The organism is Paenibacillus xylanilyticus, from assembly GCF_009664365.1.
Classification (GTDB): domain Bacteria; phylum Bacillota; class Bacilli; order Paenibacillales; family Paenibacillaceae; genus Paenibacillus; species Paenibacillus xylanilyticus_A.
Genome location: NZ_CP044310.1, coordinates 4,759,294 through 4,772,046 on the forward strand (window position 1 = coordinate 4,759,294; position 12,753 = coordinate 4,772,046).

Sequence of the window (12,753 nt, forward strand, 5' to 3'; positions counted from 1 at the left end):
ATAGGGATCGAATGAGGACTCTACCAGCATATATTATACGCCAAGGTCATTGCGATCGAGTTTCCGAGGATCATGTAAGGTATCATCATACAGAAAAAGAGGCCCGCTAAAGGGACCTCTTTTTCTAATATTTCTTATTGGATTAGCGAAATTAAATTGTAAATCGTTTGGGCCGTTTCAGCACGAGTTGCACGGGCTTTCGGGTTAAATTCTCCTTTTGCAGAACCCTTCATTACACCCAGTTCGGAAGCGCTGGCCACAGCTTCCTCTGCCCACGGTGCAATGTCTGCTGCATCTGAATAGCCCGCAGATGTCTGCTTGGTCTCCAATGATTGGGTTTGATATTCATATGCTCTCATCATGAGCACTGCCATTTCTTGTCTCGAGATGGTTTCGGTCGGAGCGAACTTATCTTTGGCTATTCCTTGAATCAAGCCTGCTTGATATGCTGCAGCAATGCTCTCTACATACCAGGCATCCTCACTCACATCGCCGAATGGTAATTCGTTTCCTTTGGCCTGTAAACCAAGGGTTCTTACAATCAAAGCGGCAAATTCAGCACGAGTTGTCTGACCCTGAGGATCAAATGCAGTCTCTGTCTTGCCTGTCAGCACATGCTTGGCTGCAAGAGATTTGATGGCTTCACTTGCCCAATGCGTCGGAGTCACGTCTTCAAACGCTTTGTCGTAAGCAAACGTTCCAAACGTCCCCAAATGCGACAGGTGGGAGGTCACGGTACCCTTTTGTCTATCTACATCCCCGCCAACATAGGTCCAGTTGTCCTTCGATGAAGATTCATTGTACATTCCGATCAGGTTGCTATTGAGATTCTTGTCGTAATGAAGTGTCAACGCAATATCTTCCGGAAGCGTGGACAAGGATAACTTTTCACCGGAAGCCTCCAGGTAAAGTTCGAATTCGTAAGCAGCACCTGCCATTGTCCATGTCAGACCTTGTTTCGCGGCTGGCACGTTCACGTCTTTTTCTTTTATTTCCAGCATAATCTTGCCACCAGCAGCACCAGGGCCTCCTTTGGTTTGCAGTTCTTTGAATACGCCAGAAGGAATTGCGAGTGATAGTAAACCTTGCTGAGATAGTGTAAGTGTATTAGAACCTAACAAGTCTCCAGCATTAACAGGCAGCTCAATCTTTTGCCCAACCGTCATCGCCACAGTCGCTGTACCGTTTTTCACAGCTTTCAGATCCTTTTCCGTGATGACCTGATTTTGGCTCAGTTCTGACTCTGGCGTCGGTGCAGGTGTAGGGGCCGGTGCAGGCGCTGCCCCAGATCCTCCGCCACCACCATGATTACCGGAACCGCCACCGTTATTTCCGGAACCACCATTGTTCATTTCCTGAATCTTGTTCAGGAAGTATCCCAAGTCTTTTTCACCAATTTGCATGACAGGCTTCTGGGTGGAATAGTTAGCCGTTTTTCCAAAGTTATTCGTAATGTAATTTACTTCGGCGTCTCCTACATAGCCATCCTGGTCAATATCGGCGATTTCATCCGAAGTATGATAATGTTCCGTTACAAGTTCCATATCATAGATATCGATGACTCCATCTCCATTGATATCACCTGCATACGTAAAGTCAGACGAATTCAGTTGATTGATGCCATAATATTCGCCATTAATATTCCTGCTCAGAACTACCGCCAGCTTGGAAGGTAAATGACCGGGAACTCGTGTGTAGATCGTCGTCATTTCACCTGTTGCAGGAATGCCATCGATGAGGAATTCACCGTGTTTTTGCAGCGTCCCCTCATATTTCTCTCCGGAAGCCGTCTCCGCATAAATTTCAATGCCCATTGCCGAATAGTCATTTGCAAAATCCAGATACTCTCCATTGACCATAAAAGCTTCGGGACGTACATAACCATATGTTCTTGAAGATTTGGAGATCACTTCATAGCTGTCTGTGTTAAACGCGGTTAATGTCAACTTCTCTTCGTTCTCATTCATGCCAACCGTAGTGTATTTCACTTCAAGCAATGGAATGTCGTTTTTCTTTAAATAAAATTCATCCTTGGGTACATCAAAGATAACCTGGAACAAATCAAGATCACCTGTGATTCCTTCAAAGGACCCACCTGAGATGGATGCCTCAAAGCTGATTTCTCTTGCGCTCACGACAGGATCACTGAACTTCACTTCAGCACCTGTGGCATCCAGTAATGCCTGCAGCTCAGGCGTTGGCTCAATCCGGTTGAATTGTTTATAGTCATACATGGATTCCAGGATAAACGAAATACCGTTTAACTTCTCCACATTGTTCAATTGAATAGTCTGGGTAATCGTATCTCCTTTACGGACTTGTTCTTTGTCATATTTACTGGTCACATAAGGTTTGCCTTCGGAAATAAAGCCATAGCGGTGGTCCTTGACGGGATTGGCCGCTGTACCCACATCCATTCCAAAGAGGCGAAGTTCATAACCATTATCATATTCTTCCTTGGTAATCCCAAAAGAGATGTTTCCTTCTTTGGAAACAGGTAACTCACCTGAATAGAACGGACTGCTATTCTCGTAGAAAACGATACGATTGGAAGATTGATCATACGCCGTAATTCCATTATCAACAAAGGTTTGCACTGTTGAATCGATAGCTGTGCCATCATACCAGACGCCAAGTCCAGCTTCTCTTTCCGTCAACATACTATCATTGAGCTCGTATACACCAGGCTCTATACCCAGGTCAATCTCAGGGGCTGTGTTGTCCACAACGACCAATGTTTCGTAAGAATACTGCCTGGATTCAGAATCCGTCCCAATGATTTCAAGGGTGTAGCTGCCCTCAGGGACAAATCGTGCAACGTCGGAGATCTCCCCGTTTTCAATCGGAAATGCGTAACCTTTAAACAAATTCAGGATCGTATATTCTATCCCCGGAAGCATGGACTGCGAATTCATTGTACCGACAAACCCGATTTCCTTGCCGGTCTCACGATCCTTCAGTAACACATCCACAGAATCAAGGGGACTACCCAAAAGAATGGTACTCATGGTTATCCGGTTCAGGAACTGATGGAATGGGGTATCGTTGGTAACGGATGGCGGAATCAACTCGACCGAAGTAATACCCTTCTCGCTAATGCGGATGGCGAAAGGGATCTGAATATGATCCGCGATATTTTCCGTATCCAGATATACATATCCTTCGTAACGACCGCTTGGCGTGCCCTGTGGTACATCAACAGAGACAGTCACCTCTTCCGTACTTCCCCCATTTACTGTAATGGATTCCGGAAGCCGAACATCTAAATTCATATCGTTCAACAGCTTGCTGGAAGTCCGATAGGTCTTCGCACTGTCCCCTTTATTCTCGATCTTAACGATTCGACTGTCCGACAGGATTTCCCCGCCTTCATCTTCCAGGTATGCACTGTCAAATACGATTGAACCTGTAATCTCGTCGATCAGGATGGATTCCTCATTCGAAATATGAATGGTTTTGTCCTGAACTTTGGCAAATACGGATGTGTGGACTGCACGGTAAGGATCTACACGGCCTGCACCCACTTCGTATACGGAATAATTGCCGTTCAGATCTACCGCCGTATTCATTAGCGCTGTCTTCACATCAAAAGGCGTATAATCCACGTGTTCCTGCAGCATAAGCGCAGCAATTCCTGCCATATGCGGCGTTGCCATGGAAGTACCCGAAATTCGTGCGTATGCAATATCATAATTCTCTCCGGCATGATCATTCACAAATACGGGGTATGTCGAAAATATAGCTACACCAGGAGCTACGATATCCGGTTTGATATCATTGTTGACTGCAGCTGGACCACGGGAACTGAAATCAGCCAGTTTGTTCCCCTCTGTAACGGTTTGGCCTGTTGCGCCAAAGGTAACCGTCACGCCGTTTGCATCCTTTAGCTTTTCTCCAAGCTCTTTTTCCATTTGGAATGTCGGAATATATCCGTTCATTTCACCCAAATAGTTGGGGATGGTTCCTTCCACGTTATTGTAAATTAACGCAGCTGCCGCTCCTGCTTTTCTTGCATTGACAATTTTGGCGTCCAGCGCAATCTCGCCTCGAGCGATCAGGGCCACTTTGCCTTGAACATCAATACCTTCAAAGTCAGTAACGTTCCCAAGACCTGCATACACGAGTTCATAGGTTTTACCCTCAAGTGTGTTCAGATCGTCCGCAAAATCCTTCCCAAACAAAGGCAGCTCCTTGGTATACGTTGGAGCAGGTGTTTCTTCCGCGGCTGTTGGTACCTCTGCATCGGCTTCAGGTGCAGCTTCTTCTGCGGCTGCCGGCATCTCTGCATCTGCCTCAGGTGCAGCTTCTTCTGCGGCTGCCGGCACCTCTGGATCTGCCTCAGGTGCAGCTTCTTCTGCGGCTGCTGGCATCTCTGCATCTGCCTCAGGTGCAGCTTCTTCTGCGGCTGCCGGCACCTCTGGATCTGCCTCAGGTGCAGCTTCTTCTGCGGCTGCTGGCACCTCCGGATCGGCTTCAGGTGCAGTTTCTTCTGCTGCCTCTTCCTCATTTGAATTATTGTATACATCCATGGTCACGGTAACGGTTGGAATGGTCAAAGGGACATCGGAAGCCCCCACCGTAATAGCCAGCGCACTGGCTCCCGGTGTGCCTAGTGTACCCTCGCTTGGCCCATCGTTACCTGCTGCAACCAAACTCACGACGCCCTGCAGCATCGCATTATTCAGTGCAATGGACGAAGGGTCCAACGGATCATTCGTTGCAGCACCCAGAGATAGATTGATCACATCAATATCATCTTGAATAGCCTTGTCAATCCCGGCAATAATGCCGCTCATCTCACCACTTCCGCCAGGACCGAGTACACGGTATACATACAAATCCACGTCTGGCGCTACCCCTTTTACGGCATACCCTACATTATTTTTCGCCTGTCCTGCGATAGTTCCCGATACGTGGGTTCCGTGAGAGGTATAGTAGTCTTCTGCGGGTACTCCCAGCTCCTTATAACCTGAATTTTCCCAATCGGCGTAAGTTGTCTCCATCGGGTCAGCATCGTTATCGACGAAATCCCAACCTTTGACCGTAGCCGGATCCACTTGTTTGGGATCTTCTCCGTCATGGGCTCGATACCCCTTATATGCCCCGTTAAATCCGGATGATGATAATCAATTCCCGTATCCAGTACGCCGACCTTAACTCCCTTGCCTGTAATGCCCTCTTCGTGAAGTGTGTCGATCCCCAGGTACGGCACACTATCAGCCATCCGGGGCTGCATTCCGGCTTCGGATGCAAATTCACTCTGCGTGTCTGCCTCCGGCAGATCAAGAGTCACTTCCTGATCAGCCCATACTTTTTTCACTACACCGGATTCCATTAGATCTTCTATTGCAACACCAGGAATCGTTAGAGCTACACCATTTAGCGCAGTATCATACTCCTGAGTAATCTGAATTGCGGAAGCATCATAAGACAGGCTTCTCTTCTGCTGAAGAGATTTAATATGCTGTTTGAATTGCTGATGGTTTTGTTTTACTCTGCTTGCAGCTGTAAGCTCTGATAATTTCTCATTGTTCAGAGCAGCCCGTTTCAAAGCCACTACAGCGGGTTCGCTTTTAAATTGAACAATCACGTTAACCGACTCTTCACTCTTCGTATTCACCCTGGAGTCAATGACTTCCCCATCCATGATTTGAAGCTGAATTAAAGCTAGTCTCTCTTCCGGTGTCAGAGATTGCAGAATAGATTTAGCGCTTGCACTCTGCTCTAGAGGACCATAAGAGGGTGCTGCGTAAGCAGGCATAGAGAACATGGAGGACAACATGACTCCTGCCGCTATAAGACCGGATAACCATCGGGTTGATTTTCGTTTCATTTCATACCTCCTGCGGTAATAGATTAGGATTATCGTATTCCGCAGTGTATGGAATGTAAATTGGGGTAATTGAGTATGTTAATAGACTGAATGCTTGTGATATTCTTCTAAAATATTTACATATAAATAGACCGAATTATCTAATTTAGCCAGTTTTAATTTACAAAACCAGGACTTCACCCTTTTATTTACTACGGGATTAAACAATCAAGTATCTCTAGACCTAAAAACACTTTCGAAAATGAAGCGTATTTTTAATAACAATTTACTTTTTATGCTATTTTTCATTGGATTCAATATCAAAATACACAAAAAGAAATGTAAAAAAGCTCACATCATTGTTCTAAATAGAACGGTACATGTGAGCTTCCTTGACTTAATATATTCAAATTTTTCCACTACTAATATTTTGAACATTGAAAAATAAGCCAGACCTCCCTTTTCATAGGGCCTGGCTTATTTATGCATTTTCGTTTACATTTCAAAGATTAAGACAGGGATCATAATAGGCGCAATCATGCCGTTTCATGCTTTTTGCCCGTTTCCAGGTTATAGACTTGCGTATGTTCATTCTCTGCGAGTGTCCATTCCAACGTGCCTGGTTTGCGCAATTTCCACATGAGGGCCTGAACCCGCAAAGATCTTCTCACCCAGGCGAGCGAAGCACAGCGTTTCTCGGAGCGGACCGTCAGTCCCCAGTGAATGACACGGGCAAGCCATGGATTCACATAGGTATTGTGGCTGCGAACAGATGGCAATTCATCCTGGAACAGCCGCTTTTTCACGTCCAAAGGAGGCTGCCCACATGTCCAATAGTGAAGAAGAGCTGACAGACTATAGATGTCTGACATCGGCCCCTGACTGGATTTCTCGGAATAGAATTCAAGCGGTGAATATCCGGAAGATGTGAAAATGGCCTGTTTATCCCCAGATTGCATCGGCCAGCGAGCAGCCGAACCGAAATCCAGCAGCATCGGCGTTCCGTCCTCCATAATCATAATGTTGGAAGGCTTCACATCCCGGTGAATAATTCCCTGTTTATGAATGTAATCCAGCGTATCCACCAGAGGCAGCAGTGTCCCTTGAATAAATGCAGGGTCCAGGGCATGGTCATTTTCTTGCAAATACTCGTTCAGCATCATCCCGCTGCAGTATTCGGTAATCAGATACCCTGTATCGTTTTCTTCAAAATGGTCTATGTACGTAATGATATGAGGATGACTCAGGCCGGATAACAATTCGCCTTCGACCAGGAAGGAAGCAAGCAGCTCCTGATACTGCCCGCCAAAACCGCGCGAAGAACAGTACACTCCCCGCTTGTCTGATTGCCGCGAAGCCAGTCTCTGCGGGAAAAATTCCTTAATGGCGACCTTCGCTCCTGTATTTTTGTCTCTACCTGCATATACAATAGCCAGCTCGCTGCTGGCAAGTACCTGTCTCACCTGATATGTATCGTTTAGAATGACATTGCGCTGCAGTGCCACTTTGTAATTGTCTTTTCTCATAACAGACCCTCTTTTCAACCTTGTCGATCGGAAGACTTGCCGCATGTTGCATTACTCTGTCTTAATCAGCAGACGTTTCATCGCCAACCATCTATATAAACCAATCATATCAATTTGAAACACATTTATGTGGAAATAATAAAATAAATTACGATACCTACTCTATACTAGTCTATACCTGATAGAATTACAAAAGCTTAGGTAAGTCATAAACTACTTATCTCATACTGTTATCGACAGACGGGGCGGATTTGGTTAATAGACTTGAATCCTCTGATCCGCCCTGCCTAGGCTATATTAATAGTTTTGTTGTAAAAACTTGCGAATCTCCTCGTTCATCTGAATGAGCACATCCTGTGAAGGAAAATGACCCGTGTCGTACTTGACGGCCTGTACATTCGGAATAATTTTCTGAGCTCGTTCGATGACCTTATCCCCAGGGAAAAAGACATCCTTCTCTCCGACCAGCAGCAGCGTTGGCGATGTATAGTTCACCAGCTCTTCCCGTTCCGTAAGCTTAGGGTTATCCTGCTCCATGCTGACGTATTTGAAGATTTTGCCCATAATATTTTTATCCATTTCCTTCATGCAGTTGCATGACATGGTGCCTGTAATTTTTTGCAAAGAAGATGGCGAAGAAGTCATCCGGTATTTCACAAGTGGAAGAACAATGTCCTGAGCTGTTTTAAATTTCGAACCCACAGCCAGTCCTGCTGGTGATACCAAAACGGAACATGCAATACGCTCCGGAATATAGGTAGCCAGTCTAAGGATAATTCCACCGCCAAAAGAAGGCCCGATAAACGCACTTTTTTCAATCTTGTAGTGGTCCAGCAAGTCGGAAACCCACAAGGCCAGACTGTCAAACCTCGCCGAGATTCGTGTCTCTTCACTGTAACCGGGGTGACCGATCGTATCGGGAGCAATAATTCGGTAATCCTTGAATAAGGAAGAAAACCAGGACAACGTCATTGGATTCACACAGTTTCCGCCTTGGAGAATAAACAGTGGTTTTCCGTCCTCCGGCCCTGTCAGCAATACATGTGTTTGACCAAAACGTGTCTCCACATATTCCCGCTCAATGCCCTCGCCCAGATTTGCCAGATAGGCTTCATAATCCTCCAGAATACTGCTCTTGCCTTCTTCACTTCTATAAATGGAACTCATGTCTGCCTCCTGCAATGTGTACTCTACCCTCTAATTTGACGAAAAAGGGATGGACCAAAAAGATAAAGAGGGCCTGCAGATGACAGGCTCCTCCATATGTGTAACTTATCATATTCAGATGATTATAGAATGGAAATTGGAAATTGTAAATATCGTTTCTAATAGACTACATATAATGGAACATACGTACAGAATTTTTGCTTATTTTCGCCCGTAATCCGCCTTGATTTCGCCCCACTGTTTCGTCTGCCATTTCAACACTTTATTGCTGTACGTATTCGTACGCAGCCATTGTTCCGCACGGTCTATCATGAGCCAGATCTCTTCCGTTGAGTTATCCCGAGGCAGCGTGGTGGATACTTTCTTTTGCTTCAGCCACTTCATGGCATTCACCGAGTCGGTATATACGGTCTTGTTGCTTCCTTCTTTTTTGAGATGCGCCAAGGCATGCACGATAGCCAAAAACTCACCAAGGTTGTTCGTTCCCTTGGAAATCGGTCCTACGGAGAAAATAATCTCTCCCGTGCGCGTATCCACACCTTTATATTCTACAGGTCCCGGATTTCCGCGTGTGCCCACGTCAACCGAAATACTGTCATAGTCTACTTCCTCCGATGTCTCCATCCCTGCGCTTCTGCCGCTGCTGACCGATTTGCTTTTGGAAGAAGCACCTGCTCCACTCGAGGCTGTCCCCCAGTTCCCTTTCCACCCGGCACGATATGCCTCTTCGGCTGCTGATCTGGATTCGTATGATTTATATTTTGCTCCGGTAAAATGATCCGTCTGTGCTTTGCATTCCGCCCACGTATTATACACACCTGGCTTCTTGCCTTCCCAGACGACATAGTATTTCTGTTTCGCCATCGTTACCCGCTCCTTCGTTTGCTGCAATCAATACCCTATTGTAATCGAAAGGAAGGGGTGAATGAAAGCACTCGATGGACAATCGTTCAGTTCACCGTCACCCTTACTTCCAACTCCTCACCATATCCAAGGCTACGACCAGAAGCTTTCTTTCATTATGTCTGATTTGTTCCTCAAGGACTTGCTCACATGTATGTTTTTGTTCTTCGGATAGCTTATCCTTTAGCTGCTCCAGCAGCATAAATGATTGTGCACACACTTCCAGGCTGGTATCACCTATAAACGGAATGATGTGCTCTATATGTAATATGTAATCCAAATGTTCAAGAGCGTATAAAAATATTGCCCTGCTTCCTGATGTTCCGGGGTCCATGAGCGCTTGAATTAAAGGCTCGAGAACTCTATCATCTTGTATCGGCTCTTCGGAATCTTCCTGGGAAAGAAGTTCCTGTATTATCTTCGTATGCATCGTACGTTGTATCACTCCTCGTTTGTTAGCAGAAAGGAACCTCCTTAATAACATCGGTCATTTTCTTCATTTGAAACGTAGTATAATGGTCCTTTTGTTTTTGGGACTATTTTCCCCGCCGTTGCGAATCCCAATGAACTGTAGATACATCCATATCACGAACAGCCTCAGCACAAAGAAGATACACGACTTGGTAGAGAAGGGAATGTAACCATGGACTGGATCTCGAAATCAATCTTACTTGTGCTGGTTAGCATGGTGTTGCTGCGAATTGCAGGACGCAAATCCATCTCGCAGATGCGTGTGGCCATAATCTCCACAAAAAAGACCGTTCCTGCCAGCAGCACAACATTGCTCAAGCAGAATACGGTCTGTTTTTTTATCCACTCATCTGTAGATCTAATCTTGTTTTATTTTTGGGTATTACCGTGTACTCAGATAGGCTATGCCCAATCCACCCGTAACCGGATTTTCGTAAATTTCACAATCCACCTCAAACACTTCCCCGATCATCTCACGTGTCAATATATCAGCAGGTTTACCATGAACCACGATCTGTCCCCGCTTCACCACATACAGATAGTCGCAGTATTCGGCTGCCAGTTCGAGATCATGGAGTGCTGCGAGGATACTAATATCCAGGCCTCGTACAATATTAAGGATTTGAAGCTGGTACTTGATGTCCAGATGATTGGTCGGCTCGTCCAAAATGAGGAATTCAGGCTGCTGTGCCAGTACACGGGCCAGGATGACACGCTGCTTCTCTCCACCGGACAAAGACACGTAATTGCGGTCCGCATGTCCGGACAGATGTACCTTTTCAAGTGCCTGCTCCACAATCTGGGCATCCTGCTGATTATCGGTTTCCAGCAGCTTTTTGTGTGGTGTCCGTCCCATCATGACCATCTCACGTACCGTAAAATCAAAGCTCAGTTCGTTGAACTGTCCCACAACACCCATATGCCGGGATACGATCTTCGGACTGGATTTCAGAATGTCCTTATCGCCGAGTAATACGCTGCCCTGCTGTGGCTTGATCACTTTATAGATGCTCTTGAGCAGCGTTGACTTGCCGCAACCGTTCGGTCCAATGATTCCGACAAATTGCTTGTCGTTCACCTGTAACGAAATATTTCGGATGATGTCCGTATTCAGCACCGATATGGACACATTTTCTACGTTCAGTTTCATGGTTATTTCCCTCCAAAACCGTAGCCTTTTTTGACCAGCATATACATAAACATCGGTGCACCAATCATGGCCGTAATAATTCCAATCGGCAGTTCAACACTGGATATCAGAGATCTTGCGATGACATCGGTCCAGATGAGGAAAATAGCTCCGAATAATACCGACACGGGCATGACTTTGCGATGGTCTGAGCCAACCATACCTCTTACGATATGCGGAATAATGAGTCCCACAAAACCGATCATCCCGCAGCTCGATACCATAACCCCCGTTACAAGTGCCGTTAACAGCATGTACAGTCTGCGATATACACTAAGATTAATGCCCAGCGTCACAGCCGCTTCATCCCCGAGAAGCATCGTATTGAGCACACGGGATTGCAGCAGGAAAAACAGAATCGCTACCAGAACGACAATACTGATCAGCGGGAGCTTGTTCCAGCCTGAAGCCGCGAGGCTGCCCATCGTCCAGAATGTGACGGTTCGAATGCCTTCAGCATTGTTTGCAAAGTAAATGATAAAGTTCGAGAACGCACTGCATAGTGCGTTAATGACCATCCCGGCAAGTACCAACTTGACGGATGTCATTTTGCCACGAATCCCTGCAAGTGTAAGTACCAGCAAGGATGCACCCATGGCACCGGCAAAAGCCCAAAAGGCTACACCCGTTTGACCTAACCAGCTAATGGAACCGAATCCGATCAAAATCGCAAACGTTGCTCCGAGTGAAGCTCCTGAGGATATACCTAATATGTAAGGATCAGCGAGTGGATTCTGCACAGCAGCCTGCATGACGGCACCACAGAGCGCCAGACCTGCCCCGATAAACATGGCCATTAATACACGCGGAAAACGAATCTGCCAGATGATATCGGTGAAGGAACCGGCCTCAATTGGCGCTGCTCCAAGCTGAAAGCCCGTGATTTTGTAGAGCAGAATACGATAGGACTCGGCCAGCGGAATATGCACCTGACCTATGGATACCGCTATCCCTACCGATACAAGCATGAATATGACCAGTGCTGCAAGAAGTAATGCGAAACCGGATTTGCTGTGAATCAAAGACTTGGGTTTACCCACGTGCTGGGTCTGCATTTGTACTGTTTGTGCCATTTCTTCCCCCATCACTTCCACGAGAATGTTAAGATCTAAAAATTCAGCTTTTTACAACGCTTTTGTTCGGATTATAATTGAGAATGATTATCTTTGTCAATTTAAAACATGACTGCACTATTCTCTTGACAATGGTTTGATATAAAACTATATTAGGATTATGAAAACAAGAGATGCCATATCACTCATATCCAAAATTAAAGAGAGTTCCAACCGTTTTATCGTATCCGAGATGACCAAGCATGGGGTTCAGGATATTGCCACTTCACATGGCGACATTATCTATGCTCTGTATCACCGACCTCAGATGACCATGGCGGAGATCGCCAAAAAAATCGGCAAGGACAAATCTACCGTCACAGCACTTGTCGACAAGCTGGTTCGCATGGGATACGTCATCAAGGAGAGAAGTGACGAGGATGCGCGTGTTGTTCATGTAGCACTGACATCTAAAGGCGAGGATCTCAAGCCCGTTTTTGAAGAAATCTCCCAGAACCTGCTGAATGTCTTTTACGCGGATATCACAGAAACAGAGAAAGAGGAACTGCTTCGAATTTTGATGAAAATTCACAGCAATTTCTAAATTTTTTTGGATAAATAGTTTGATATAAA

At 45.9% G+C, this 12,753-nt stretch carries 10 protein-coding genes; 1 reads left to right on the forward strand and 9 read right to left on the reverse strand.

Features of this window, described 5'->3' with window-relative positions; genetic code table 11:
* Nucleotides 1-134 precede the first annotated feature (134 nt).
* The 9 genes from F4V51_RS29305 to F4V51_RS21230 form a co-directional block, all read right to left on the reverse strand.
* On the reverse strand, nt 135-4,958 hold the full coding sequence (locus F4V51_RS29305) for a S8 family serine peptidase (RefSeq protein WP_323131820.1): 4,824 nt from the start codon (nt 4,956-4,958) through the stop codon (nt 135-137).
* Nucleotides 4,874-5,833: a protease inhibitor I9 family protein gene (locus F4V51_RS29410; RefSeq protein ID WP_323131782.1), complete on the reverse strand. Its 960-nt coding sequence runs from the start codon at nt 5,831-5,833 to the stop codon at nt 4,874-4,876. The genes F4V51_RS29305 and F4V51_RS29410 overlap by 85 nt, the downstream gene beginning before the upstream one ends.
* Nucleotides 5,834-6,348: 515 nt before the next feature.
* Entirely contained in the window at nt 6,349-7,338 is a 990-nt protein-coding gene (locus F4V51_RS21200) for a serine/threonine protein kinase (RefSeq protein ID WP_153979504.1), read from the reverse strand.
* 297 nt (nt 7,339-7,635) lie between these two features.
* Nucleotides 7,636-8,505: an alpha/beta fold hydrolase gene (locus F4V51_RS21205; RefSeq protein WP_153979505.1), complete on the reverse strand. Its 870-nt coding sequence runs from the start codon at nt 8,503-8,505 to the stop codon at nt 7,636-7,638.
* Nucleotides 8,506-8,706: 201 nt separating this feature from the next.
* A complete protein-coding gene (rnhA, locus tag F4V51_RS21210) occupies nt 8,707-9,369 on the reverse strand; it encodes a ribonuclease H (protein WP_153979506.1) in 663 nt (220 codons plus the stop codon).
* A gap of 103 nt (nt 9,370-9,472) precedes the next feature.
* Nucleotides 9,473-9,838 carry a hypothetical protein gene (locus F4V51_RS21215; RefSeq protein WP_153979507.1) on the reverse strand — a complete coding sequence of 122 codons (366 nt, stop codon included), beginning with the start codon at nt 9,836-9,838 and terminating at the stop codon, nt 9,473-9,475.
* Between the two features lie 167 nt (nt 9,839-10,005).
* Nucleotides 10,006-10,197, reverse strand: coding sequence for a hypothetical protein (locus F4V51_RS21220; RefSeq protein WP_153979508.1), 192 nt, complete (start codon nt 10,195-10,197; stop codon nt 10,006-10,008).
* A gap of 64 nt (nt 10,198-10,261) precedes the next feature.
* Complete coding sequence (locus F4V51_RS21225) at nt 10,262-11,029, reverse strand: ABC transporter ATP-binding protein (protein WP_153979509.1); 768 nt, start codon at nt 11,027-11,029, stop codon at nt 10,262-10,264.
* 2 nt (nt 11,030-11,031) lie between these two features.
* The gene (locus tag F4V51_RS21230) at nt 11,032-12,141 is read right to left on the reverse strand and encodes a FecCD family ABC transporter permease (protein ID WP_153979510.1); all 1,110 of its coding nucleotides are present in this window, start codon (nt 12,139-12,141) and stop codon (nt 11,032-11,034) included.
* 160 nt (nt 12,142-12,301) lie between these two features.
* On the opposite strand from F4V51_RS21230, the gene F4V51_RS21235 reads away from it, so the two are divergent.
* Nucleotides 12,302-12,724: a MarR family winged helix-turn-helix transcriptional regulator gene (locus F4V51_RS21235; RefSeq protein ID WP_153979511.1), complete on the forward strand. Its 423-nt coding sequence runs from the start codon at nt 12,302-12,304 to the stop codon at nt 12,722-12,724.
* The last annotated feature ends 29 nt before the right edge of the window (nt 12,725-12,753 follow it).

Excerpts from the sequence above, each read along its gene's own strand:
- F4V51_RS29410 (WP_323131782.1), bottom strand. The coding sequence starts at position 5,833 with ATGAAACGAAAATCAACCCGATGGTTATCCGGTCTTATAGCGGCAGGA.
- F4V51_RS21200 (WP_153979504.1), bottom strand. The coding sequence starts at position 7,338 with ATGAGAAAAGACAATTACAAAGTGGCACTGCAGCGCAATGTCATTCTA.
- F4V51_RS21205 (WP_153979505.1), bottom strand. The coding sequence starts at position 8,505 with ATGAGTTCCATTTATAGAAGTGAAGAAGGCAAGAGCAGTATTCTGGAG.
- rnhA (WP_153979506.1), bottom strand. The coding sequence starts at position 9,369 with ATGGCGAAACAGAAATACTATGTCGTCTGGGAAGGCAAGAAGCCAGGT.
- F4V51_RS21215 (WP_153979507.1), bottom strand. The coding sequence starts at position 9,838 with ATGCATACGAAGATAATACAGGAACTTCTTTCCCAGGAAGATTCCGAA.
- F4V51_RS21225 (WP_153979509.1), bottom strand. The coding sequence starts at position 11,029 with ATGAAACTGAACGTAGAAAATGTGTCCATATCGGTGCTGAATACGGAC.
- F4V51_RS21230 (WP_153979510.1), bottom strand. The coding sequence starts at position 12,141 with ATGGCACAAACAGTACAAATGCAGACCCAGCACGTGGGTAAACCCAAG.
- F4V51_RS21235 (WP_153979511.1), top strand. The coding sequence starts at position 12,302 with ATGAAAACAAGAGATGCCATATCACTCATATCCAAAATTAAAGAGAGT.